The organism is Desulfocicer niacini, from assembly GCF_054657595.1.
In genome coordinates this window covers 1-26827 of sequence record NZ_BAAHYK010000011.1, presented here as the reverse complement: position 1 = coordinate 26827, position 26827 = coordinate 1, and the positions used below count along the sequence as shown (strand labels likewise).

The 26827-nt window shown below is 44.8% G+C and carries 20 protein-coding genes; 15 read left to right on the top strand and 5 right to left on the bottom strand.

From position 1 onward, the window contains the following. Positions 1-142: 142 nt before the first annotated feature. Positions 143-1837, bottom strand: a complete 1695-nt coding sequence (locus ACYQ2M_RS07545; protein WP_459915721.1) for an acyl-CoA dehydrogenase family protein — start codon at positions 1835-1837, stop codon at positions 143-145. 268 nt (positions 1838-2105) lie between these two features. Next, the gene (locus tag ACYQ2M_RS07540; protein ID WP_459915720.1) at positions 2106-4187 is read right to left on the bottom strand and encodes a hybrid sensor histidine kinase/response regulator; all 2082 of its coding nucleotides are present in this window, start codon (positions 4185-4187) and stop codon (positions 2106-2108) included. Between the two features lie 337 nt (positions 4188-4524). On the opposite strand from ACYQ2M_RS07540, the gene purB reads away from it, so the two are divergent. Next, on the top strand, positions 4525-5898 hold the full coding sequence (gene purB, locus ACYQ2M_RS07535) for an adenylosuccinate lyase (protein ID WP_459915719.1): 1374 nt from the start codon (positions 4525-4527) through the stop codon (positions 5896-5898). Positions 5899-6158: 260 nt separating this feature from the next. Here the strand turns inward: purB and ACYQ2M_RS07530 are convergent, their stop codons facing one another. Next, positions 6159-9071 (bottom strand): DNA translocase FtsK, encoded by a 2913-nt coding sequence (locus ACYQ2M_RS07530; protein ID WP_459915718.1) that lies wholly within the window; start codon positions 9069-9071, stop codon positions 6159-6161. Positions 9072-9325: 254 nt separating this feature from the next. On the opposite strand from ACYQ2M_RS07530, the gene ACYQ2M_RS07525 reads away from it, so the two are divergent. Next, positions 9326-10240, top strand: a complete 915-nt coding sequence (locus ACYQ2M_RS07525) for a pseudouridine synthase (RefSeq protein ID WP_459915717.1) — start codon at positions 9326-9328, stop codon at positions 10238-10240. A 25-nt stretch (positions 10241-10265) separates the two neighbouring features. Here the strand turns inward: ACYQ2M_RS07525 and ACYQ2M_RS07520 are convergent, their stop codons facing one another. Further along, on the bottom strand, positions 10266-10754 hold the full coding sequence (locus ACYQ2M_RS07520) for a prolyl-tRNA synthetase associated domain-containing protein (RefSeq protein WP_459915716.1): 489 nt from the start codon (positions 10752-10754) through the stop codon (positions 10266-10268). Between the two features lie 392 nt (positions 10755-11146). On the opposite strand from ACYQ2M_RS07520, the gene ACYQ2M_RS07515 reads away from it, so the two are divergent. The 4 genes from ACYQ2M_RS07515 (at position 11147) to ACYQ2M_RS07500 (ending at position 13516) form a co-directional block, all read left to right on the top strand. Further along, complete coding sequence (locus ACYQ2M_RS07515; protein WP_459915715.1) at positions 11147-11524, top strand: fluoride efflux transporter FluC; 378 nt, start codon at positions 11147-11149, stop codon at positions 11522-11524. A gap of 240 nt (positions 11525-11764) precedes the next feature. Then, positions 11765-12637, top strand: coding sequence for a ribonuclease HI (gene rnhA / locus ACYQ2M_RS07510; RefSeq protein ID WP_459915714.1), 873 nt, complete (start codon positions 11765-11767; stop codon positions 12635-12637). A gap of 98 nt (positions 12638-12735) precedes the next feature. Continuing rightward, positions 12736-13302, top strand: a complete 567-nt coding sequence (gene efpL, locus ACYQ2M_RS07505) for an elongation factor P-like protein EfpL (protein WP_459915713.1) — start codon at positions 12736-12738, stop codon at positions 13300-13302. A gap of 4 nt (positions 13303-13306) precedes the next feature. Next, complete coding sequence (locus ACYQ2M_RS07500) at positions 13307-13516, top strand: SlyX family protein (protein WP_459915712.1); 210 nt, start codon at positions 13307-13309, stop codon at positions 13514-13516. A 166-nt stretch (positions 13517-13682) separates the two neighbouring features. Here ACYQ2M_RS07500 and ACYQ2M_RS07495 read toward each other — a convergent pair whose 3' ends face one another. Further along, positions 13683-15308 carry an ABC-F family ATP-binding cassette domain-containing protein gene (locus ACYQ2M_RS07495; protein ID WP_459915711.1) on the bottom strand — a complete coding sequence of 542 codons (1626 nt, stop codon included), beginning with the start codon at positions 15306-15308 and terminating at the stop codon, positions 13683-13685. A gap of 801 nt (positions 15309-16109) precedes the next feature. Between ACYQ2M_RS07495 and pseC the strand changes: the two genes are divergently transcribed. The 9 genes from pseC to ACYQ2M_RS07450 all read left to right on the top strand — a co-directional run bounded on the left by pseC (position 16110) and on the right by ACYQ2M_RS07450 (position 26767). After that, positions 16110-17246 (top strand): UDP-4-amino-4,6-dideoxy-N-acetyl-beta-L-altrosamine transaminase, encoded by a 1137-nt coding sequence (pseC, locus tag ACYQ2M_RS07490; protein ID WP_459915710.1) that lies wholly within the window; start codon positions 16110-16112, stop codon positions 17244-17246. A gap of 83 nt (positions 17247-17329) precedes the next feature. Then, complete coding sequence (locus ACYQ2M_RS07485; RefSeq protein WP_459915709.1) at positions 17330-18187, top strand: N-acetylneuraminate synthase family protein; 858 nt, start codon at positions 17330-17332, stop codon at positions 18185-18187. Continuing rightward, entirely contained in the window at positions 18180-20018 is a 1839-nt protein-coding gene (locus ACYQ2M_RS07480) for a cytidylyltransferase domain-containing protein (protein WP_459915708.1), read from the top strand. The genes ACYQ2M_RS07485 and ACYQ2M_RS07480 overlap by 8 nt, the downstream gene beginning before the upstream one ends. A gap of 31 nt (positions 20019-20049) precedes the next feature. Beyond that, entirely contained in the window at positions 20050-20679 is a 630-nt protein-coding gene (locus tag ACYQ2M_RS07475; protein ID WP_459915707.1) for a class I SAM-dependent methyltransferase, read from the top strand. Between the two features lie 13 nt (positions 20680-20692). Beyond that, complete coding sequence (locus ACYQ2M_RS07470; protein ID WP_459915706.1) at positions 20693-21904, top strand: class I SAM-dependent methyltransferase; 1212 nt, start codon at positions 20693-20695, stop codon at positions 21902-21904. 215 nt (positions 21905-22119) lie between these two features. Next, positions 22120-22866 (top strand): SDR family NAD(P)-dependent oxidoreductase, encoded by a 747-nt coding sequence (locus ACYQ2M_RS07465; RefSeq protein WP_459915705.1) that lies wholly within the window; start codon positions 22120-22122, stop codon positions 22864-22866. Between the two features lie 376 nt (positions 22867-23242). Further along, the gene (locus ACYQ2M_RS07460; RefSeq protein ID WP_459915704.1) at positions 23243-25006 is read left to right on the top strand and encodes a 1-deoxy-D-xylulose-5-phosphate synthase; all 1764 of its coding nucleotides are present in this window, start codon (positions 23243-23245) and stop codon (positions 25004-25006) included. After that, positions 24942-26270: an ATP-grasp domain-containing protein gene (locus ACYQ2M_RS07455; protein ID WP_459915703.1), complete on the top strand. Its 1329-nt coding sequence runs from the start codon at positions 24942-24944 to the stop codon at positions 26268-26270. Before ACYQ2M_RS07460 ends, ACYQ2M_RS07455 begins: the two co-directional genes overlap by 65 nt. A gap of 152 nt (positions 26271-26422) precedes the next feature. Then, complete coding sequence (locus tag ACYQ2M_RS07450) at positions 26423-26767, top strand: NAD-dependent epimerase/dehydratase family protein (protein ID WP_459915702.1); 345 nt, start codon at positions 26423-26425, stop codon at positions 26765-26767. Positions 26768-26827: the final 60 nt, after the last annotated feature.

Below are 26827 nucleotides of genomic sequence, written 5' to 3'. Positions count from 1 at the left end.
CGGGCAACGATACTTTAATTTCAGACTGTTTGTCAAGGGAATTGATGGGGGATGATAGCAACCTTGCTTTATGTTCAAATCTGCCCGGGCTTGGCGATCTTATGACCAGCCCGGCGATGATCATACCCTGTCAACTAACAGATCAGGCATTCATTTCATAGGCATCGGCCATAGCCAGAACCTGCTGCCATACCCTGCTAAATCGTTTTTTGTCTGTCACGGGTTTTTTGATGATTTTTAAAGCAAGTTCCATTTGTTTATCTGTGGAACTGCCCTTGGTGTATAGTTGAAGAGCATGTTTTGAAAAATCCTTAACCATGAAATCAAAGATCTGGTCCACAATATCATTGTCAAGGTTCATCAGCAGGGCGTTTTCAATGATCAATTGGCCGTATACCACCAGGGCAAAGAGTTCCCCGAGGATTAACAGAAAATCAATATCTTTTGTCTGTTGCTTTTCCGGTTGGGCATTGACCAGAAGCTCCTTAAGGGCCTTGATCTGTTCTTTGAAAACAGCAATATTGGGAAGATCCATCTGATCATAGGTTTGCTGGAAATCGTGAAAAATGGTTTTGGAAAGGCCGCGGGTGGTTCCCTGGTCAAACAGAAAGTCATCATTGGCCGGTTCATGGACCAGGGGGATTTTTGGCATTTCGCCAGGTGCAAAAAGATAATTTGCCATGAATTTTACCACCAGAGCCATGTTTACGTGCACGGTACCCTCAAGTTTTGGAAGCCCGCGGATCTCAATGGCTGCCATTTCAAAATAGGTATCCTTTTCAAATCCCTTTGCGGCAATGACATCCCAGATGAGGTTGATCACCTCTTCTCCCTGGGTGGTGACTTTCATCTTGGTCAGGGGATTATACAGCAGATATCGTCTGTCATCTGCCGAGGCTGTGCGCATATAATCACTGTTTCTTGCGGCAAAGAGCTTCATGGCCATGAGCCTTGCCCATGCTGTTGTCATCAGTTCCTGAACATGGGGAAAATCCGTTACCATCCTTCCATAAAGATTTCGATGGGATGCATGGGTGATGGCCTCATAAAAGGCATGGGTGCAGATGCCTATGGAGGCCCAGCCCAGATTGTATTTCCCAACATTAATGGTGTTTAATGCGCTGTCCCAGGCGTGATCCCCCCGGGAAAGAATGTCCGATGCGCCCACTGGGTATCCGTTAAGGCTGAATTCTGCCACATAGGATTGATTGGAGATGATATTTTTTACCAGAGTGTAATTTTTATGGCTCGGATCTGCGGTGAAAAATACATATTCCTCAGTGTCAGAATCCTTTGCAAATACCGATACCAGGCCGGCTTTGTTGGCGTTTCCAATGTAATATTTGCCGCCGTCTGCCACAAATTTATCATCGGTGAGGGGAGTCAGTGTCATGTCACTGGAATAAAGATCAGCCCCGTGCTCTTTTTCTGACAAACCAAAGGCAAAGATTTCACCCTGTTCCAGTAAGCGGGCTGTCTTTTTTTTCAGGGCTTCGTTTTTTCCCATCCAGATGGGGCCAAGGCCCAGAATGGTGACCTGCCAGGTGTACCAGTAGGGCAGACCATAAAATCCGAGGATTTCATTGAAACAGCAGTTGCGGCAGGTGTCCCATCGACATCCTTCATCGCCGTATTGCGAGGGGGTTAAAAGGGTATAGAAAATTTTCTCTTTTTTGACAAAATCAAGAAAATCCCCATACCATTCTTTGGCGTGGTAGTCTGCTTTGAGTTTTGTTTTTCCCTTGTCTTCAAAAAAGGCGATGGTTTTTTTCATGATCAGTGCCGATGCTGGATCAAGATGCTCATATGTCTCTTTGTGGGGGTTTAATAGTTTCAAAATATCCTCCTGAAAGTGTTTATTATTTTTATGAACAGTGTTTACATGAATAATATATATTTCTATCAGGCGGGAAGGTTTGTCAAGTCCTTTTTAAGGAATGCCACGCACGCACCTCACTTCAGACCGTTGGCAGCTCTTTTGTCCTGCCGGACTGAAGCCGAGGAACCGGGGGCAGGTTTGTCCTTCAAAGCACTTGTGATTTTTAACACCATTCATGGATGGTAAAATGTGGGTACCAGAGCAACGGGCCTGTTGATGGCCCGTGTTATTTTAGAAGGGTTTTAATGCTTTCAGAAAGTGCATTAATGGAAAGGGGTTTGGACATAACCATATCAATATCTTTGCTGTCACCCCGGGACATTGCCGTGTGACTGTCAAAGCCGGTGGCAAGGATAACCGGGGTTTGGGGGCTGATTTTTTTGATTTCGCTTGCCAGCTGGGTTCCCTGGAGATTGGGCATGGTTAAATCGGTGATAACCAGTGAAAAAGAATCCGGATCTTTTTGAAAAATACTCAGGGCTTCGCTGGGTGACTGCAGGGATACAGCCTCATATCCAATTCTTTCAAGCATCATTTTACCAAGATCCACCAGCATTTTTTCATCATCCACAAAAAGGATTTTGCCTTCTCCGGTGGTGATGGTGTTTTTCTGAACTTTTTTGTCTTCTGGTTCATCGGGAAAACCGGGAAGATATATGGTGATCCGTGTGCCTTTCCCCGGCTGGCTGTCCAGGATAACAGCCCCCTTGCACCGGGTGATAATGCTGTGCACCACGGAAAGTCCAAGGCCCCGGCCGTCCCCTCCCTGTTTGGTGGTAAAATAGGGATCAAAAATTTTATCCCTCAGATCAGTTGCCATGCCTTTGCCGTTGTCTTTAACTTCAATGATGACATAATCCCCGTGGGGCAGGTTCAACGTGGCGGTGGGGGTGTAATTTTCTGCGGTGAGAGATATGTCGCTCATGGTGACCGAAATAATCCCCTGGTTATCCTCCATTGCTTGGTATGCATTGGTCAACAGATTGGTGATGATCTGATAAATCTGGTTGGGTGTTGCCAGTACACGTCTGGTTTTTCGGGGAATGTCGGTGTTGATGATGATGGAAGAAGGAATGGTTGCCCGGAGCATCTTGAGCTTTTCTTTTACCACGGATGACGGATTGATGGGGGCCTGGGGGGCACTGGGATCATTGTTGGTTTTTAGTCGGCTGAAATCCAGTATCTGGGCGGTCAAATTTTTTGCACGGTTACAGCCATCAATGATTTGACGGGTGTAATGCGCGGTTTTGGAATCACCTGTTACATCCATCTGCAAAAGCTGAGTATATCCCAGGACAACCCCCAGAATATTATTGAAATCATGGGCAATTCCACCTGCCAGCGTTCCCAGTGCTTCCAGGCGCTGTACCTGGTTGAGTTGGGTAATTAGTCGTTCATTTTCTTTTTCAGAAAGTTTGTATTCCGTGACATCTCTGTCAATGCCACGGTATCCCAGAAGGGTTCCCCGGGCATCCAGAATGGGACGTCCATTGGTCAGAAAGCAGAGGTGTTTTTTGTTTTTATGTTTTTTCCAGATTTCAATGTTTTTAAAGGGCAGTCGCGCGCTGGTGCGGTGGGCAATGCGTTTTTGTGCAATGGTTTCTGCTTTGTTGTTAAGGATTGCAGAAAAATGAATCTCGTTGAGTTCATCCATGGTAAACCCGGTTATTTCGGTTACATTGTCCGAAACATAGGTGTACTTGCCATGGCAATCCATTTCCCACACCAGGTCCCCGATGCTGATGGTTATTTCTCTAAAGCGCTGTTCACTTTCAAGAAAATGATCTTCCATTGCCTTTTTTTCATCCAGCTGCAGGTGTAGTTTCCGGATTTGACTGTATGATCCCAGGGCCGTTGCAAGAAGACAGTGAATTTTCTGCTCGTTTATATCTGAATGCTGGCAAAGGGCATGGATATCATCATTATCCAGTATTTCCTGTTGTAAATCTGCATCAAAAGCCTCCATTAAAACAATGATCTGAATTTTATAGTTGTTCAGATTTTTTCTGATGTAATGGATCAGCCATCGGCCATCGGTGTCCAGATCCCGGGAAAGGGACAGAAGGACCACCTGAAATTTTTGGTTCTCGGACAGTAGGGGCTGGGCCACCCGAATCGACTGGGCATGGTGAAGACAAAGCGGTTTGTTTTTAAAAACAAAATGGGAAAGAAGGTCTTGAAAAAAATGGTAATTTTTATTATCTGCATCAACCACCAGCGCTTGCCAGGTATCGCAGAGAGAAACTGATGCAGAATCAAGTGTGTTGTCTGCCTTTGAACAATGTTGTTCCTGAATGTCAGAAGCCATGTTTTTTCTACCTTTATACCCGATGGTCAATAATATCATTATGTATTGGCTCTTTTTATAATTAAAGATGCCAGGGGTTTTGTCAATGTAATTTTTGGGGCTCTTTCCAGGGGTATGGGGCAGGCCGAGGCATTTATATCTTTTCCTGGTCCTGGAAAATAATTGACACCCGGTGCATCTTCCATTAACTATGGGGTCACTTCGTAAGACTGGATTAATATGGGGGGGCAGCCCGTTTACAGCTTTTTAGTGATTTCTGTGGCCTATGATGTCACCTTATCCCCTTTTTTGCCCATTCAGGGCATGACTATTATATATGAATACCTATGGAGAAATTATGGAAAGCATAAAAGCATTGTCCGTGCTTGATGGAAGATACCAGCGACTCACCGGAGAACTGGCGGATATTTTTTCTGAATATGGATTGATCAGACACCGTGTTCAGGTGGAAATTGAGTGGCTTAAATTTATTCTCACCGATCTGAAGTTGGCTCCTTTTGATGACAGCCGGGTGAAGGATATTGATGCCGTTTTAAATGAATTCACAACCGAAGATGCCCTTCGGATCAAGGAAATTGAACGTACCACCAACCATGATGTCAAGGCCGTGGAGTACTTCATCAAAGAAAAACTGGCAGCAAAAGACCTTGATGACATCGGGGAATGGGTTCATTTTGCCTGTACCTCCGATGATATCAACAATACCGCCTATGCGCTCATGCTGAAAAAGGGCAGAGATATTGCCACCGATCTTCTGGCGGATCTTGTTAAAGCCATCGAAGAAAAAGCCTTGGCCCATAAATCCGTTCCCATGATGTCCAGAACCCACGGACAGCCAGCCACCCCCACAACCGTGGGAAAGGAATTTGTCAATTTTGCCTGGCGGTTCAACCGGGAGGTGAGCATATTAAGGCAGGCCACTGTACAGGCCAAGATCAACGGTGCCACAGGCAGCTACAATGCCCATTTTTTTGTATTTCCGGAAATCGACTGGATCACTGCAGGTCAGCGATTTCTCACCCGGCATCTTGAGCTTGAACCATTGCTTTACACCACCCAGATCAACCCCAATGCCTCCCTTGCCTTTATTCTGCATGCCCTGATCCGTTCCGCCGCCGGGGTTATGGACCTTGACAGGGATATGTGGGGATATATTTCCCTTGGGTATTTCAAGCAGCGCCTGAAAAAAGGCGAGACAGGTTCGTCCACCATGCCCCACAAGGTGAACCCCATTGATTTTGAAAACAGTGAGGGAAACATGGGTATGGCCATTGCCATGATGGAGCACATGGCCGTAAAACTTCAGAAATCGCGATTTCAGAGGGATCTGACAGACAGCACGGTGTTAAGAAGTTTGGGTTCCCTTTTCGGATATTATATCATCGGCATTAAAAACTGCATGAAGGGCCTTTCCAAAGTTGATCTGAATAAAACGGTCCTTGCACAGGATCTGGCGGCCAACCAGGAGCTTCTGGCAGAGCCCTTTCAGACGGCCATGCGGGTGTTTGGAGAATCCAATCCCTATGAGCGGCTCAAGGATCTCACACGGGGTCAGAAAATAGACAAACAAACCCTTGATGTGTTTGTGGACAAGCTGGAGAAAGTTCCCATGGCCTTTAAGGAGCGCATGCGGCAATTGACTCCGGATACCTATACTGGCCTCGCAGAAAAGCTGGTGGATACTTATTTCAAGGAAAAAGGGCAGGCATAAACCTAACCTGGACAGCCAGAACTAAAAAGATTTTCTGATTCTCTTGCCAAAATAACACGAAAATCAGAGGTAAATATTCGGCCAGCACCCCATCTTCACTCATTTGGGCCTGCTCACATAGCAATAGTATGCTACGCAGTCCCAACTAAGCGAATATGGGGCACTGACCAAACATTTACAGAACCAAGCCGAATATTTACAATCAGAGATAAGAATCTTTGTTGATTAGGCGCTGATAAGCGCCTAAGGATGCCTGAAGCTTAATCCATGGGGCCGGACAGCACCTGCCGGGGCTTTGCGCCATCTGAAGGCCCCACAATACCCTTTTTTTCCATGATGTCAATGATCCGGGCGGCCCGGTTGTAACCCACCCGCAACGCCCGTTGAATACCGGATATAGATGCTTGTCGGGTGGCCATGACCACTTCCAGGGCCTCGTGGTATTTTTCATCGTATTCATCGTCCCGATAGTCCTGTTCAGGCTCTTCCTGCTGTTCAGTGATGATATCAAACAGATATTCCGGTGCCTGCTGGGCTTTTAGAAAGGAGGTGACATCAATGAGTTCCTCTTCTGACAGATAGGTGCCATGGACCCTGGTGAGCCTTGCTGTTCCCGGGGGTACAAAGAGCATGTCACCCATGCCCAGCAATGTTTCCGCACCGTTGGAATCAATGATGGTCCTGGAATCGGTCTTGGAAGAGACCTGGAAGGAAATCCGGGTGGGAAAATTAGCCTTGATGATGCCGGTGAGCACATCCACCGAAGGCCGCTGGGTGGCAAGGATGAGATGGATGCCTGCGGCCCTGGCCATCTGGGCCAGACGGGTAAGGGACAGTTCCACATCCCGGGAGGCTGTCATCATGAGATCCGCCAGCTCGTCAATGATGATGACAATATAAGAAAGCGGCTCGGGCAGCTCTTCGTGGGAGCCTTCCGGGTCTGCATTCATTTTCTTCATTTTCTGGTTAAACTGTTCAATGTTTCTCACCTGGTATTTGGCCAGAAGATCATATCGTCTTTCCATTTCCCGGACCATCCACTGGAGGGCAGTGGTGGCTTTTTTCATGTCTGTGATCACCGGGGTGATAAGGTGGGGAATGTCATTGTATAATGACAGTTCAATGCGCTTGGGATCAATCATCAGGAATTTGACTTCATCGGGGTTGGCCTTGTAAAGAATACTGGTGATCATGGCGTTGAGTCCAACGCTTTTGCCTGTTCCCGTGGCCCCGGCGATGAGCAGGTGGGGCATGCTTTCAAGCTCCACCACCACCGGATTGCCGATGATGTCTTTACCCAGACAGATGGGCAGTTTGGAGGTGCTGTTGATGAAATCCTCGGAGCTGACAATGTCGATAAAAGGCACAATGCTTTTTTTCAGGTTGGGAATCTCTATGCCCATGACATCTTTTCCCGGTATGGGTGCAACTATGCGGATGCTGTAGGCACTCAAGGCAAGGGCAAGATCATCGGCAAGGTTAACGATTTTGCTGATTTTAATACCCGGGTCCGGCTTGTATTCAAAGGTGGTGATCACAGGCCCAGGGGATACTCCCATGACCTCGCCCTTAATGCCGAAGTATCCCAGCTTTTTTTCCAGCAGCTCGGCATCCCGGCGGATGCTTTCATGATCGACCTCTGTTTTGCTGTTGATATTTTTCAGAAACTTCAGGGAGGGCAGTTCAAAGGTTTCCGTCATGGAATCTTTTTCAGGGTCAGGGCGGTGGAATTTAGTCTGGGAATAGTGGACTGCCGTGTGTATGGGGAAACTGCCCATGGATGCCGGATTTTCATTGCAGGGAGTCTCTTCTTTGGGACATTTTGTGTTTGCTGGTGCTGCCGTTGCTTGTAGTGTTTCTGATTCTGCTGGCTTTGCTTCAGGTGTTGGTACGGCCTTTTCTGATTCAGCTGTTTCTTTTATCTCAGTTGGTGGTTCTGGTGCCGCTTGTGATCTTTCCGGTTCTATTGTCTTTGGTTCAGGTGCAGTTTGGGATGTTTCAGGTTCTGTTGTCTTTGACTCAGGTAGCGGTGAAGTTTTTTCTGTTTCAGCGGCTTCTTGTGTCTCTGCTTCGGCCATTTCCTTTGCCTCTGATGCGGGTATTGCTTCATTTATTATTTCTGCTGTTTCTTGAAGTGGGGGGGCATCCAGAGGGCTGGCGTCAAGGTCTCGTACCTGGGTAGGTTTGTTTGAGTTTGGCTGTTCCAAAGGGGTGTCTGTTGTTTCACGGCTGTTGGAGGCAGACTGGGAGCCATGTGCTAACTTTTCTTCCCCAGAGATTGACGGTACTTCCGGCTTGGATTCTGCTTGAAGTGTCGGTGTGGACTCGTAGATGGCTTCCGGTGTCTGTGGGTTCCGGGAGACTTGAGCACAGAGGGACGGACTGGTCAATGGGTCGCTATTTACGGGTCCGGTGGCGGCTTCTGGGGCTGCTGTTATTTGGAGTTCAGGTTTTGATGGGTTTTCTGCATCGGGGGTCTTGTCCGCTACTGTAAGTTTTTCCGGGGCAGGTGTATTGTTTGATTCTGGTGTATTTTCCGGTCCGGAGATTTTTTTTATCTCCGATGTTTTGTCCGGCTCAGGTGTTTTTTTCACTTCAGCGGATTCTGCAGGCTGTTCGATATCCTTTATCGGTGCTGCCTGGGAAAGATCCGATGGCCCTGGTATCGGGTTTTGAAAAGGGGCTTGAGAGGTCCGAGCAACGGGATCGGACAATAGGCTGTTGATTTGCTGCAGATCATCAATGATATCCGATTCCAGGGGATTGTTAATGACCTCTGGTTTGACATCTTCGATTTCAGGTATCTCATCTGGTTTGGGAGGCTGCGGAGGAGATGCCTGGGCTAAAGAAGTACGGATTTTTGCATGGGAAAGAGACTGGGTTTTTTCTTTCAGGGTCTGATTTAATGTATCCAGACGATCCTTTAACTCAACATATTTCTTGCTCAGATTCAGGTTGGCAAGCAACACAAGTACATGGGGATTGATGGCTGCACCTGCATTGATGAAGGATTCTTCAGCCCTGATCATTTCAGAAACCATCATCTGGGCAATGCGGTGGATATTGTCCGTGGTGCCGGATTCTTCCATTTTAAAACTATATTCACCACAGATGGACCGGATGGTTAATACGTCGTTGTCTATTTTATAGCTGTTTTTTTCCAAAATATTCACTCGATATCAACTTGTCAGATGGTTTAAAAAAGGTGTCCCAGCCTGTAAGGGGGGTGCTTTTATCCAGTTACCCCTATTGAAGGATCGGCAGATGTTGTGATCAAGCACCAATGGGGTTTTGGGTTGAATAGGTTCTTCATAACACATTTTATGTGAAGGGTTCAATTCTTATAATATGGATGCACCATTGGCACCATATCTTAAAAAAGCCTGAAACCCATCAACCCCCAAAAATAAAAAGGAAAAGAAAGGTTTTGAAAAATCATGATATGCTGGAATCAGTTCAAATTGACCGGCTTGAAATAATTTATCAGGACAACGATATTGTTGCCATTAATAAACCGGCAGGAATGCTGGTGCATAAAAGCGCTATGGACCGGCATGAAACACGATTTGCCCTGCAGATGACAAGAGATCAGATCGGCCAGAAGGTCTTTCCCGTCCACCGTCTGGACAAACCCACCTCAGGGGTTCTGCTGTTTGCCTTGAATCCGGCTGCCGCCCGGACGCTTTCTTTACAATTTCAGGAAAACCAGGTGAAAAAAACATATCTGGCCGTGGTACGGGGGTACCTTCAGGGCACAGGCACCATTGACCATCCCTTAAAAAATATTAAAAAGGGACGGGGAAATCTTTTATCCAATGGATACAAAAGCCGCCCATGCACGGACTCCCCCTGTCCGGACGGGCAAGGGGGTGAAGTAATTCCAGGCACCGAAAACACAAGCACTTTTCAAAAAGACTTGAAGCGTTTGGAAAAGAATCCTTCAGGCTTGCAGGAGCGGCCAAAGCAGAGGGCTGTCACCGATTACGCCGGTGTGGCAACGGTGGAACTGCCCATGCGTGTGGATAAATATCCATCTTCCCGATATTCCCTGGTGGAACTTTGTCCTGGAACGGGACGTCGGCATCAGCTACGGCGGCACATGAAGCATCTCTCCCACCCCATTGTGGGGGATACCATCTATGGCAAAAGCTGTCACAACGATTTTTTTAAAAATCAATTCCAGTGCAGGAGATTGCTTCTCTGCGCCCTGAAGATCCGTTTTGCCCATCCGGTCACCGAAAAAGAGATGATGTTATGGGCAAAGCCGGACATTGGGTTTCAGCAGATCATGGTACGTTTGGGCTGGTATGATGCGACCAGGCATTTGCTGGAACCGTGTTAATCAAATCAAAGTTTCTGGGAACCTTTTAAATTTTTATAATTTCCGGTGTTCTGCCGCAATGTTCCATGAATTTAATAAGGTCGGTGGGGGTAATGGTGGTGGTGGCCGTGTTCACCAGCGGATGGAAATTGAGAAGATCGTTTTCCATCAGGTCCTGGTCCAGTATGATTTTAACCGGTTGATCCTGGATGTTTATCACGGCAAAGGGGGTGACCGCACCGGGAATTACCCCGAGCACCTCCATGAGTAATTCCGGCTTGCCAAAGGAAGGGCTTTTGGCCCCTATCTTTTTTGCCAGCTCTTTTATCTGAATGGGCTTGTCTGAAAGGGTGACCACCAGAAACAGGTTTTTCTTTTTGTCTTTGAAGAATAAATTTTTGCTGTGAACCCCTTCAATGCCGTCGTGGTGCATGTCTGCCTCTTCCACGGTGAAAACAGCCGGGTGTTCATGGTTTGTGTATTCAATGCCTATATTTGATAATACTTCCAGTAATTGATTTTGATCTTGCAGCATGTTTGTCCTTTTTTGGGGATTTAATTCCTGTTAGCGGGTTGATTCCTGTGATCAAGCCGGTTAATTCTTGGCATACAACCAACGAGTATGTATCGTTGTGCCCATGGAAAATCAAGTCATTCTCTTTATTTTTTTTGTAGCTTGATATTGACTTGGTAAAACAGGCCAACTATACTGATTATCGAATTTTAACCCGGGGACGCAGATCCCTCTTGATCACCATGAGTTATCGCCGACTCCTACCGGAATGAAAAATCTGTCCGGTAGGGGTTTGTTTTTTTTAAAAACCTGCCATACAAGGTTTGAGCGGAGTTTGTTCTAACATCGGCCATTTGGGGAAGAACTCTGACGTGCAAAAACAACTGGATCGTTGAGTCAAAGGAGTTGATACCGTGTTGCAGAAAATAATGTGTATTGCTTTTGGGGGTGCCCTGGGAGCCCTTGCCAGGTACGGCATGGCCGGTGCTGTTCAACGCTGGGCAGGATCTGGATTTCCCTGGGGGACGGCGGCGGTGAATATACTTGGCAGCTTCCTGTTTGGCATGCTTTGGGCCTTTGCCCTTGGCCGGGGAAATTTTAATGCCGATTTTCGAGCGGTTATCTTTGTGGGCTTTCTGGGGTCATTCACCACTTTTTCCACTTTTATTTCTGAAACCGGTCAGTTCCTGGCGGATTCCCAGATGCTCATGGGGATGGGGAATGTTGCGTTTCAACTGCTGGTGGGGACGGGTGTTTTTTTCATTGGTATGGCTTTGGGACGATCCATATAACCCACATGTCCTGGCGGACATAACGAAGATAGCGTCGTAGACGCGGAGCCAAATGGCATTATGCCGCCCCTCCCCCGACGGTCAATGGTCCCGGCCCGGAACTGTAGACAGCTCGATTGGCCGGTTCCTATTGCCCATCGGGGGGCGGCTCTGCTGAGGTAAACTTGAAGGCTACCTTTTCATATAAACCTGCATGGCCCACCCTGTTTTGCAGACAAGGAAAAGAGGACAATATAATATATGCACACTGAAATGGAACTGATTCGAATCTACATCGGCGAGAGTCAGAGAGCAGGACGCAAACCCCTTTATGAAGCCATTGTGGAAGAAGCTCACAAGCGGGGGCTTGCCGGTGCTACGGTGACCCGGGGCATCATGGGGTTTGGTAAAAACAGCCAGATCCGCACCTCAAAAATTCTAAGACTCTCCGAAGATCTGCCCCTGGTCATTGACATTGTTGATGAACCCCACCGCCTGGCCGAATTTATGCCGGTGCTTGACACTATGGTCAAACAGGGGCTGGTGATATCAGAAAAAATCAAGGTTCTGATCAATCGTCACGCTTCTGCGGCGGGGGGAACTGTTGCTGGTACTCCGGTCGTGGACAGTGAAAAGCCGGTGACGGTAACCACAGAGGAGATCCATATTTATACCGATGGGTCCGCCATTGGAAATCCCGGGCCCGGTGGATATGGTGTTGTTTTGATGATGGATGGAAAAACCATGGAGTGTTCCCAGGGATTCAGTCATACCACCAATAATCGCATGGAAATGCTTGCGGTGATCACCGCCCTTGAAAAAATTCCGGAAACTCACAGAAAAAGAAATGTGGTGGTTCACAGCGATTCTCAATATACCATTAACGGCATCACCAAGGGATGGGCAAAAAGCTGGAAAAGACGTGGCTGGAAAAAAGCAGATGGCCAACCGGCATTGAACCCGGATTTATGGAAACAAATGCTTTCCATCACCGAACAATACCCGAACTTGACCTTTAAATGGGTCCGGGGCCATGCCGGTGATCCCCTCAATGAACGGGTGGATCAGCTGGCCAACACCGCTGCCCGCAGCAATGCGGGAATGCTGACGGATGAGGGTTATATCCGCAAGTAAATGAAAGGGATGGCCCATGTTGTGACCAGGCCCAAACGAAAAACAAAGATTCAAAATTGGATCATCCGGTAGATAATGATTTAAAGGAGTTGAAAAAAATGCCCAATGCGTGTGATTTGAAAACAGGCCAGGTGGTGGAAATAAACGGAGAGCCTCATGTGGTAAAACACATCACGGTGAAGTCTCCCACGGCAAGGGGAGCTGTCACCCTTTACAAAGTGCGTTTCAGCAATGTAAAGACCCGACAGAAATATGAAGACAGCTTTAAGGGAAATGACATGCTTGCCGAAGTGGAACTTCTGAAAAGATCGGTGCAATACCTGTATCCCGATGGCAATCTGCATGTGTTCATGGACAAGGAAGATTATAGCCAGTATATGGTCTCCACCGAAGACATAGAAGATGAGCTTGTCTGGATCACCGATGAAATGGAAGGGCTTCTGGCCACCATCATTGATGAAAACATGGTGTCCCTTGAAATTCCAAAATCCCTTGTTTTTGAAGTGACGGATACGGCTCCGGGGATGCGGGGGGCAAGCGCAACGGCCCGTACAAAACCTGCCACCCTGTCAAACGGGGTGGAGATCCAGGTGCCGGAATACCTTGAACCCGGAGAGATGGTAAAGGTCAATACAGAAACCCGAAAGTTCATGTCCAAGGCGTAATAAAATGAATGATGAACGGCTGATGGACATTGAAATCAAAATTGCATTTCAGGAAAAAACCATCAAAGAGCTGAATCAGGTGGTGTATGAGCAGCAGCAGGAGATTGAACGTCTCCGTGCCATCTGTGATCTTGTTTTGAAGCGTACCCGGGCGTTTTCTGATTTTATTCCGGGAAGTGATGGCCCGGCAGATGACAAGCCGCCCCATTATTAAAGATTGATCCCATCGGCGTAAAAGCTCTTAATAGGGCAGGGCATGCAGATGATTCTTTTGAATATCCCCTGGGTATAAAGGCCAAGCGGGCTTTGTCACTCCCCCCGGGTTATTGAGAACTTACCCATCGGCCGCCTGTGATGATGGGTGGCCGATGGGATGGCGATCAAGCCGCCTTTTTAAGCATGGCATCCCGGGCTTTTGCCACTTCTGAATTGCTGATATACTCGTCAAAGCTCATGAGCCGGTCAATGACCCCGGCCGGGGTTATTTCAATGATGCGGTTGGCAACGGTGTTCACAAACTCGTGGTCATGGGAGGTGAACAGCACCACTTCAGGGAATTTCACAAGGCTGTCATTTAAGGCGGTGATGGATTCAAGATCCAGGTGATTGGTGGGTTCATCCAGCATCAGGGCATTGGATGCCGCAAGCATCATTTTAGAAAGCATGCATCGCACCTTTTCCCCACCGGACAACACACCGATTTTTTTGGTGGCCTCTTCTCCGGAAAACAGCATCCGCCCCAGGAATGAGCGGGCAAAGCTTTCGCCTTCCGTTGGGGGGGCAAACTGCAAAAGCCATTGGATCAGGGTGCAGTCTCCTTTAAAAAAAGAGCTGTGTTCCTTGGGAAAGTAGGACTGTGTGATGGTAACGCCCCATCTGAAGCTGCCGTTGTCGGGTTCCAGCTCTCCTGCCAGAATCTGAAATAAGGTGGTTTTAGCCACACTGTTATTCCCCATGAATGCGATTTTATCTCCAGCGTTCACAGTGAAACTCACATCGTTCAGCACCTTTTCCCCGTCAATGGTTTTGGATAAATTCTCCACTTCCAGAATTACATTGCCGCAGGAGCGTTCCGGGGTAAAACAGATAAAGGGATATTTCCGAGAGGAGGCCGGCATATCTTCAATGGTGAGTTTTTCCAGTAATTTTTTTCGGGAGGTGGCCTGTTTGGATTTGGAGGCATTGGAGCTGAACCGCTGGATGAACGCCTTCAATTCATTGGCCCGGTTGGTCACCTTTTTGTTTTCCGCCTGTTTCTGCTTCAGGTTCAGCTGGCTTGCCTGGTACCAGAAGTCGTAATTGCCCACGTACACGGCAATCTGACCAAAATCAATGTCGGCAATGTGGGTGCATACCTGGTTCATGAAATGGCGGTCATGGGAGACCACAATCACCGTGTTCTGGAACCGATAGAGAAAATCCTCCAGCCAGGCAATGGATTTGATATCCAGGTTGTTGGTGGGCTCATCGAGCAGCAGCACGTCGGGGTTGCCGAACAGGGCCTGGGCAAGAAGCACCCGTACCTTTTCGCCGCCTTCAAGCTCCTTCATTTTCTTGCCGTGCAGGGATTCGGGGATGTCCAGGTGATTTAAGAGAACGGCAGCTTCGGGTTCTGCATCATAGCCGTCCATTTCGGCAAACTCCACCTCAAGCTCTCCGGATCGGATGCCGTCTTCTTCGGAAAAATCGGGTTTGGCATACAGGGCATCGCGTTCGTTCATGATGGTGTACAGTTCTTTGTGCCCCATGATGACGGTGTTTAACACGGTTTCTTCATCAAAGGCAAAGTGGTCCTGGCGTAAAACGGCGATGCGCTCCCTTGATCCCACAGACACTGTTCCTGAATCCGGCTCAATGTCCCCGGACAGAATTTTTAAAAAGGTGGATTTTCCGGCCCCGTTGGCCCCGATGAGTCCATAGCAGTTACCCGGTGCAAATTTTATGTTAACGTCTTTAAACAAAACCCTTTTGCCGTAGGCCAGGGTGACGTTGGTTGTGCTGATCATTTATGTTTTATTCCCTTAAAAAAAGTGTAAAGCGATTTTGATGCTCTTGTTTGCAGCATCCTTTATAAAATAAAAAAATCACAGAATAATGATTCTGTGATTTGAAAATTTTATTTAATATCATGTTTTTGAATAAAAAAAAATCCTTATTATTTTAGCTCATGTTCTATTTGATTCATTAACAAAATCCTTTAAATATTTTTCTTCCATGAAAGCGCATAATGGAGCCTTATTGCCTTTCTGTTATACCTGCTCTGCCGCGAGTGTTGTCTTTGCATCTGAAACATGTGATTGTGCTTATAAATAATGCTCTCTCTTGAGGTTTCCCCACTCCTTTTCCGTTGGGTGATTTGGCATTAGATACAGAAGTTATTTGCTTCTCATAAGTTTTTTAAATTTATTCGCTGTGCGATCACTCAATGTTTGACTGAAAACGGCCGAAGAGTTAATTCAAAAATGGGGTTCGTTCTAAAGTTATGCCAATACGGTGCAAATGTGTAGTGAATTAAACTTGCTTTTTATTTTGGGTATGAAATTTGCATAAAAATGGTGTGGAATAATTAAGTTTAGCACATGAAAATCTCAATAGGTGTTGTGCTGGATAGAACGTTTCTGCTATACAAACATGGGATTGGTAAGCTTGTAAAAAAACAACCAACAGAATTTTGAACATATCTTGTTGTGGCTTTCTACGGCGGTACATCCAAATATGATGTGGTCAAAAAATGTAATCGAATTTTTTTTACAAGACTCTCAGAATTGCGGTAAAAAGCCATGTAACCTACAGGGCGGAGCTATATTTTGATTCCATATGGACGACAATTTATTGACGAAGCAGATATCCAGTCTGTTGTGGATGTTCTTCAATCCGACTGGTTGACCACTGGACCTGGAATAGAAGTTTTCGAAACGGAGTTTGCAAAAACCGTTGGGAGTCGATATGCCGTGGCCGTTTCCAGCGGCACTGCCGCATTGCATTGTGCCATGTTTGCCCTGGGGATAACTTCCGGTGATGAAGTCATTGTAACGCCCATGACCTTTGCTGCCACGGCTAATTGCATTGTCTACCAGGGTGGGGTTCCGGTTTTTGCTGATGTATTGCCGGATACACTTCTCATTGATCCGGAGGAGGTGGAAAAGAAAATAACCTCTAAAACAAAAGCCATCATAGCTGTGGATTATGCGGGTCAGCCTTGCAATTGGGATGCCCTGAAGCAGATTGCCCATGATCATGGTTTATGGCTTGTGGCAGACAGCTGCCATGCCTTGGGGGCAACCTATCATGGGCTTAATGTGGGGACTCTTGCAGATTTGTCCACCTTCAGCTTTCATCCAGTTAAGCATATCACCACCGGGGAAGGCGGCATGATTACCACAGACAATGAGGGGTTTGCTGGGCGCATGCGGTTGTTTCGAAATCATGGAATTACAACGGATCATCATCAGCGTGAGCGTCTTGGCTCTTGGGCGTATGAGATGGTTGATCTTGGGTTTAACTATCGTATAACGGATTTTCAGTGCGCTCTGGGGTTGAGTCAACTGAATAAATTACCATTGTCTCTCCAGAGAAGATCTGAAATTGCAACAAAATATGACGGTGCATTTGCTTTATTGGACGGTGTGTCCCCCCTTGAAAAAGATCCGGAGATTACCCATGCATACCACCTTTATGTCATAAAATTGGCACCGAAAATTGTTCTGCAAAATAGGGAACAAATTTTCCATGAACTTCGAAGCAGAAGAATCGGGGTCAATGTTCATTATATTCCCGTACATCTTCATCCCTATTATCAGAAACGATGGGGCACCGGCCCTGGTGACTGCCCCCGGGCGGAAATGGCTTATGAACAGATTTTGTCATTGCCAATGTATCCTGGGTTGACGGAAGGTGATGTTGAGTTTGTGATTGAGCAGATCCATAGTGTTCTAAATGTTTAATTGTGCGAGGCTCTGTCATCATTAACTGATCAGCTTCTTTCAAGGAGGCTTTGTCTCGTTGATATTTTTTTAAGGGGAAAAATGTGAGTCCGTTTTTCATCGCCGAAGTGTCCAGTAATCACAACCGTGATTTGGCAAGATGTCTGCGTTTTGTTGACGTTGCAGCTGATATCGGCTGCAATGGAATCAAATTCCAGCTATTCAGAGTGGATGAGTTGTTTGCCCCGGAAATACTTTTAAAAAGCGAAAAACATCGTAAGCGCAAAAAGTGGGAGCTACCTCTGGATTTTCTCGCTCCCCTTGCGCGTCGTTGTCGGGAAAAAAATATATCATTCTCGTGTACGCCCTTTTATCTTGAGGCAGTCGAGATGCTCTATCCCTTTGTTGATTTTTACAAAATAGCCTCATATGAGTTGTTGTGGGAGGGGCTTTTGAAAGAATGCGCTCAAACGGGAAAACCGGTTGTCCTTTCCACAGGCATGGCAACTTTGGATGAAATCTCAAGGGCAGTGACAACTCTACGTGATGCAGAGTGTCAAGATTTTACCCTTCTTCACTGTGTGTCCGGGTATCCGACCCCATCGAATCAATGCAATCTGGCGGCCATCAAAACGCTGCGCCTTAAATTTGACTGCCCGGTGGGTTGGTCCGATCACAGTGTATCACCACCTGTCATTGAGCGTGCTGTGCATCACTGGCATTCAGACATGATAGAGTTTCATCTTGATATTGATGGCCGGGGAGAAGAGTTTGCTTCCGGTCATTGCTGGCTTCCAGATCAGATGAAATCCGTGATTCATAATATTCGCCTTGCCTTGGAGGCGGATGGTTCCGGAAAAAAAATTCCCGCACCGGCTGAACTGAGTGACTGCGAATGGCGTGCCGACCCCAGCGACGGATTGAGGCCGTTGAAAAAAATCAGAGGGAAATGGAATGGATAGACCAAAAGTTGCTGCAATTATCCAGGCACGCATGGGTTCCAGTAGATTGCCGGCTAAAGTATTGATGCCAGTGGCAGGGAAACCTATTTTGTGGCACATTGTTCATAGACTGTGTAAATGTCGCACGGTTGATGTTGTTGCTGTGGCAACTTCTGAGCTGCCTTGCGATGATCAACTGGTAAAATGGTGCCAAACTCAAGACGTACCGGTTTTTCGCGGATCGGAAACCAATGTGTTGCAGCGTTTCGCCCTTGCTGTTGATGCGCTGAGCCCGGAGATTATTATTCGAGTGTGCGGTGATTCACCCATGGTTGATCCCCAAACAATTGATCGGCTTGTGGATGCATTACGTAGAGAGGGGACGGAGCATTGCACCGGAGAAAAAGGCATTGATTCCATTCATGAAGGCTTTTCTCCCTTTACCAGAAACGCCTTTAACCGTTTACTGCGTGAAGCTGCAGAAGACCCGGTGGCCATTGAACATATAACCGCCTACTTTCAAAAATATCCGGAACGGTTTTTATGCACCACCATACCGATCTTTCCGGAACATCGTTTTTCCGGTGCCCGCATGTCCATTGACACTCCTTCCGATCTGCGATTTATGGAGGAGGTGTACTTTCGCATGGCAGTGCCAGCAGGGGAAGCTGATGTGGCTGATGTCGTTCAGCTGTTGCGGGATAACCCGGAACTGCTACACATCAATTGTCATGTCCGCCAGAAAACAGCCACAGAAAATACATTCAGGGTGCTTGTTCGCTGTGACGGTGACGCGCACATCGGTTTGGGACATGTGGTGCGTTGCCTGGCCTTGGCGGAAGAACTTCGTGATGGTCAGAGTGTTGGTGTTACATTTGCCATGATTAATGGTAGGCCAGGTATTGATATGGCTCATAAGGCTGGCTTTCCAGTGGAAATCATGACCAAGGAAATCAGTGAAGACGCGTGGCTTGACGGTTTGATTCATACGATAAAGCCCCACGCATTGATCCTTGATGTCCGAACCAGCCTTTCCCGGGAGATGGTCAAAAAATGGCGGAAAAACAGCCTGTTGATAATCACCATTGATGATCCAAGTGAACGTCGCCTGGAAGCGGATCTGGCCTTTTATCCCCCTGTTCCTCAGGTCAAGGAGATGGATTGGAGTGGCTTTACAGGTCAACTTTTTTCTGGATGGGAATGGGTACTTTTGCGTCGTCAGTTTTCCCAAGCGCTTGAAAAAAATCCTGGCAATCGGCAACTGAGCAGTTCAAACACAGTGCCAGGCATCAGAGAAAGTGAACCAATTACAAAGGAAAAAGGACCATGCATCCTTATCACCATGGGCGGCAGCGATCCAGCTGGGATGACTCTCAAGGCGGTTCGGGCGCTTGGGCAAATCCACGGCAATTTTAATGCCACCATTGTGCTTGGTCAAGCCTTTGTCCATGATATCCCACTCAAAGAGTTGCTGAAAAATGCACCCTTTCCCTACACCATTCATCGTGATGTGGAAAACATGGCCCAGGTCATGCAAACCGCTGATTTGGCCATAGCCTCTTTCGGAGGTACAGCATATGAGTTGGCCGCTATGGGAGTTCCTGGCATTTTTATTGCCTTAACCAAAGACCATGACTGTTCGGCATCTGTTTTTGAAAAGGAAAATATGGGCATAAACTTGGGTGTGGACAGTAATGTTGATGAACAAGACATTAGCACTGCTGTAGAAAAAATGATGCAGAACTCAGATCTATTGTCACGGTTCAGATATTTCTGCTTTGCAAGAATGGACGGACAAGGTTCAAAGGTTATTTCGAAAAAGATTAGTGAGAATCTGAAATCCCATATATGATTACGGTAATAATATCAGATGAGGTGTCTTTTTGGATATAAAAGAGCAGTATGCAAAGAATCACTCAAAAGTTAGTGAACATACATTATTATTAAATAGTCGGCTTTTTAGTACTTACAATCGGATTGCTCTCAAATTGGTGGGGTCTGAATTAACAGGTGTAAATATTGATTTAGGTAGTGGTGATAAGGGGTTTTCCGTTTATTGCTCCCGAAAGGGAATCTGCTCACATTCATATGATTACCCTAATTTTGACATCGAACAAGACTTAATAAATCAATCAGATAATACAGTGGACTTTGTTACCATGAATGCGGTTATTGAACATATTCAAAAGCCAGAGCATATTTTGTTAGAGATTAAGCGTGTTTTAAAGCAAGGAGGACTGTTATTTATCCGTACTCCAAACTGGCAGATGGATTTCAAAAACTTTTACAATGACCCGACACACGTTACCCCATATTCGCCAATAAAATTGAAGAATACTCTTGAACTTGCCGGATTTAAGTCAATTTTTATTGAGCCGGGACTTATTGGGAAAAGTTTTTTTTGGTGGAAGCTTCACCCAAGCATTAAATGGAAAATCGCTTCGTTGATCCATGGTGGAACAAAATCAATTTTAGGAGTAGCACGAGCAGTTCAAGTGCCAAAGAAAAAATAGACTGGAGAAAAAGATGGAATTTTTAGTTCAAGCAAGTTCTCGTTCATGGGCTGGAGATATTGAACATTGTGTAAAAATGTTAGATGGGAAACCAGCAATTTATTGGACTATTAAGCGCATTTATGACAATTTTCCTAACGCAAAGATTACGATTATTGCACCAGAATTTGATGCTGGCGGATTACTCGAAGATTTAAAAAGATCATTTACTAATTTAAAAACGCTCTATTGTTTTGATGACAGTCCCCTTCTTCGGATGATTGAAGCGACGAAGTGCCTACATGAAGATACTCCTGTAGTTCGATTAAATGCTTTAGTATTTCAGTTTGATGTTGCTTTAGTCGAAAAGATGTATAGTCAGGCAATTGACGGAGGCTATGACTGTATAAAAACACCAGATGACTACCCAGTGCATTTTACTGGCGAAGTATACAGAGCAGGTGCGCTTACCCGGATATATAACATTTTAAAAAATGGATCAGTTCAACAACCAGAGATACATGCGGTACACCCAAAATTCATTATTATGCGACGTCCTGAATTCAAAACAAAATACTTAAAAACAGATAAAGAACAAGAACCAAGAATAGTTGCAGAATATATCGAGAAAATGCGCCAGGTGATGGACAGTGAACGTCAAAATGTTTCTGGCCAAAATCAGATCGCTGTTGGTGATCAATTATCCTATCATTATGAGTTGGCGGGGGAGTTTTTGAAGGAAAAATCTCTGTCAAGTGGATATTTACTAGATATTGCTTGCGGTACTGGATTTGGTGCACGTATGTTTAGTGGTAAAGGGTTTCAAATTGTTGCTGCTGATTACGATGAAGATCTTATCGCGACAAATAAAAAGAAATGGGCCAATTATCAGGATATTTCTTTTCAAAAAGAAGACATTATGAATACCTATTTTCAAGATAGTTATTTTGATGCAGTCTTTTCGATGGAGACCTTTGAGCATATTGATCCAGAGAAGGGTATGGCAGAGTTACGTCGTGTTTTAAAAAATGGTGGGTTAATGGTTTTGAGTACACCTCAAAATAGTACAACAGGAAAATGTGTGAATCCCCAGCATGTCTATGAATATTCGCTTGAAGAAACAAGGGCAATTATATCAAAATATTTTACAATTGATAAAATTATAGGGCTTAAAGCGGGTAAGATATATTTCCCTGACGACCCCGTTGGAGCAAATACTGTGGTATTTGCTCACGTTGTAAAGTAGTATCTGTTTCCAAATGGTATGCTTTTATTTTAACATGGAAAACCTGGCCCTGTGGGCCAGGTCAGAGCCGATAGGCTCTGCCATATAAAAATTGTAGAATTCCTTAGCTTGCGGTAAGTCCACCTATGGGGGCAGCAAGCCTAAAGCCTGGCCCTCTGGGATAGGCTTTTTACTGAGACAAGTTTGGAGAGTGAAGGGTTAAAGGAGATTAAGAGGTGGGAAAAGAGCATACGGTCGTTCTCATAACGGGCAGTAGCCGAGGGATAGGGAAAGATTTAGCCTTTGGTTTTGCCCGGGAAGGGTATTCTGTTGTCGTTAACTATCAAAAGTCCAAAACTGCAGCTGAGAAAATTGTTGAGCAAATTCGACATTCTGGAGGCAAAGCAATCTGTTGTCAAGCTGATGTGTCTGAACGAAGCGAGGTAGTTGCAATGAAGGATCGTATTCTTGAAGAGTATAGTCATATTGATATCTTGATAAATAATGCGGGAATAAACAAACAAAATTCATTTTGGGATATTAATGATGATGAATGGGATTTTTTAATGAAGGTTAATTTAAAATCAGTTTTTATCTGTTCTCAGGAGTTTATGCCTTTAATGGCAAAACAGAAGTGGGGTCGAGTGATAAATATGTCATCGGTTTCTGGGCAATATGGAGGACCAAAAACTCTGCACTATGCTACTACAAAAGGGGCGATTATAGCGTTAACAAAAGGATTAGCACGTTACGGGGCCCCTGATAATGTACTGGTTAACGCAGTGGCGCCTGGAATTATAAAAACAGATATGACAAGTAAAGAGCTTAAAGGTGAGGCCGGTAAAGCTTACATTGATAAAATTTTATTAAAAAAAGCAGGAGTAACGGCAGATGTTCTACAGGCATGCCTCTACCTTGCTTCAGAGAAACAGAATTACACAACAGGGCACACTATTAATGTCAATGGCGGTTTGTATATGTGATGGTCTATGATTTTGATAAAATAGTTGAAAATATTGTAAATATTTGGTTAACCCATACCACATGTTTAATTTCGTTGAAAAGGGATTATCCAGCTATACCTCGCCCTTGAACTTCAAGAATAAATGATAGCGTTGATGATCGCTATTGAAGAGGAGCGTTGGATTATATTTCGCAGTACGACAATGAATAAACTGGTAAAGCTATTCAAAGTAAAAATAGAGACTCTCCAGAAGTCTCTCCGTGGTCCTAAAAAAACAAAACCCAAAGTCACCTGAGTTGAAAATTACCAGATATGCAATTTCTATTGAGTTGTGTGATGTTGGAAGTTGCAGAATTGAAAGGCAATGGAGTAATTATAACAAAAGGAAGATAACCATGTTGAATTCGATAAAAGAGCCCAATGATATAAAAAAATTATCAATTCAGGAATTGAAGGACCTTTCGTGTGAAATTCGTAACTTTTTGGTCGAGAGTATTTCAAAAACAGGTGGTCACATCGGTGCAAACCTGGGAGTTATCGAACTTACCATAGCTGTTCATTATATTTTTAATTCACCTGAAGATGCAATTCTATTTGATGTCGGACACCAGGGTTATACGCATAAATTACTTACAGGAAGGAAGGCTAAATTCTCCACATTAAATTCAATTGGTGGGATTTCTCGATTTATCAGTAAGCAGGAAAGTTTTTTCGATGAAATGGATGCTTCACATGCAGGAACAGCCATCTCCACCGGTATTGGCATGGCAGTTGGTTTTAAGTTAAACGGATCAAGTAATATTGTTGTTAGTATCGTTGGTGATGGTGCGCTTGTGGAAGGTATGTCATTTGAGGCGCTTAATTTTGCTACCGAAAGGGATCTGCCCCTCATTATCATTGTTAACGACAATGGCATGGCTATTCCGAAAAATGTGGGTGGTATCAGCAAACTTTTTTCAGGAAAAAACTGGCAGGAAAAGTCAGATGCCTATTTCAGTGGTCTTGGGTTTCAGTATTTTTCTGTTGAAAATGGGCATGATTTACAAAGTCTTGTTGAAACAATGCAAAAAGCTTCCAATGCGGTAAAAAAAGGAAGTGTCGTTGTTCATGTTAAAACAGAAAAAGGAATGGGCTTGGAGTTAGCCAAAGCTCATCCTTATAAAATGCATTTTTCCATGCCTTTTGATCCGTTGACTGGAAGCGGTTGTTCACCAGTACCTGCAGGCGTTTCCTACGCAAAAATTGCAGGAGATACGCTGTATGAGCTTCTTCAAAAAGATAAGGAGATCATTGTCCTGACTCCAGCAACGCCCTATGCATCTGGATTAGAATCATGCTTGTCAGATTTTCCCGAGAACGTTATTGATGTGGGCATGGCTGAACAACATGCGTTGGGTATGGCTGCAGGGTTGGCAATTAAAAAGAAAAAAGTGTTTGCATGTTTTCAATCCACGTTTTTGCAGCGGTCAATGGATCAGATATTTCATGATATCTGTTATATGAATCTGCCGGTAACAATTCTTGCGGCCCGATCCGGTTTTGCGGGTTTCGATAGCCCGACGCATCATGGTATTTATGACCTATCGTACCTTCGTGGTTTACCGAACCTTGATATGTTTTATGCCGGAACCAGTTTTGATTTACGTAAAATCATTCAATTGAGATCAGAACAAGCTGAAAATCCGTTAATTATACTCCATCCTTATGAAAATGTGTTTAAAGAGGAAGATAAATATTTTTCTGAACCAGTCGAGAATATACATGAATCAGACATTATTTTCGATGGAAAAGATGGATTCATTTTTGCTGTAGGAAATAAATTAGAAACAGGGATTGAACTCAGAGAACTATTACAAAAAAAGAACCAGGATTTTGGTATTTTGAATATACGCTGGATTAACCCACTGCCGAAAGATCAACTGATCCAGATAATGGAACGTGTCGATAAAATTGTGACCCTTGAAGAGAATATTAAAAGAGCCGGATTCGGTTCCAGCATTGGAATGCTTATCGTTGAAAACGGACTTTCAAATAAATTGTTTGTCAGTGCAATCCAGGAAGAATTTGTTCCGGTTGGCGACAAGGAATACCTGAGTGAAAAATGCGGGATTGATGCTCATTCAGTTTTTCAAAGAATCTCAACTAAATGGAAATTATAGTATGAAAGAAGCCCTGCTGATACTCGGTGCAAGTGCAGATCAACTTTTCATGATCAATACAGCACATCAGATGTCTTTGGAAACAGTTGTCGTTGATGGAAACCCTGAGGCGCCTGGTTTGAAGGTTGCCACCTATTCAGCGCCCATTGATTTCAGCAGGACTGACGATGTAATTAGTTATGTGGAAAATCTGAAAAAGAAGGGTGTTAATATAAATGGTGTATTAACCATGGGAAGTGATGTCCCTCAATTGGTCGCAAAAATTGCTAATTATTTTGGATGGATTGGACCTTCTGAAGAGACTGGACGCATTGCTACAAACAAATATGAAATGAAACATCGATTCACTGAGTGTGGGGTGCCGGTGCCTAATTACGCAGTTGTTCACGATGTTGGGGAAGTAAGGTATTTTTGGTCAAAATGGCGATGTGAGAAGTTGGTAATTAAACCCACAGACAGAGCAGGTTCTCGTGGGGTCCGTATGATTTCTGATGATAGTCAAATCAAAGCAGCTTTTTCATACGCCAGAGAATTTTCCATTAATAATCAGATTATTTTAGAAGAATATATAAACGGCGATCAAATAAGTACGGAATCATTATTATTTGATGATATCTGTGTGACCCCGGGATTTGCAGATCGTGAATATAAAGATATGGAAGTTTTCCACCCGAATATAATTGAAAACGGCGGATGGGTTCCATGCAATGCAGACACGAAAACACAAAATGACGTTTTAGAACTTGTTGAAAAAGCAGCGCGTGCTCTGGGAATTACCAAGGGCGTAGCAAAAGGAGATGTTGTCATCTGCCCTCATCGTGGTCCGATGATGATAGAAATGGCTGCCAGATTGAGCGGCGGTGATTTTTCGGAAAGTCTGGTTCCGTTTGGGTGTGGTATAAACTATGTGAAAACAGCGATAGAGATTGCAATGGGGCATGAACCTGATTTTGAAAAATTGAAACCAGAACAACATATGGTAGTCGCCAACCGATACTTCTTCCCGCCCCCTGGAAAACTGGATGAAATAATAGGACCGGAAAAGTGTATTGGCATGAATGAACTGGTGAAGCTGGATTTCTCTTATAAACCAGGACAAACCATTCCATTAATGTCGAATCATAACCAACGGGCTGGTGTATTTATTGTAGTGGATGAAAGCAGGCAGAAGGCCCAGAAAATTATAGATTATATTTATGATACGGTAAAATTTAGAATAAACGGCAAGTTTTATAGCGGGAAGCCTATATCGTATAAAGAATAGGATTAAATAACAACTAAACTCACGCTTTAATATATATCTTGTAGCGCATTCATCTTGTCATACAAATGTCATATTCAAGTGGCTAAAATTTCAAAAATTAACTTTATTTCAAATCAAATAACTGGGACAGATTCTTTTGAAGGAGAGAATCAATGAATGTATTAATTTCGGGGGCAGGCCTTCTGGGGACATATGTGGCCAAATGCCTCGCTGATCATGGTGCAAGTGTCACGATTATAGACATAAACCCTGATGAAGGTTACTGCTGCAGGATATTGGGGGATCAGTACAATCACATCGAAATACAAATTAACTCTATTTTAGATGAATCTTTCCTTGATTTCATTCTATCTAAAAATCATATTGATTATATCGTTCATACGGCAGCTCTATTTGACCCCAAGGAGCATTACAGAGAGGGCTTGCTTGAGGTTAATCTAATAGGGACCGAGTTATTGCTTAAAAAAGCAGTATGGTATGGAGTAAAGAAATTGTAACTACTCACCCCCAGGGATCAAAAAAAAAATAAAAAAAGACTTGACAGGTTTTTTCGGGGA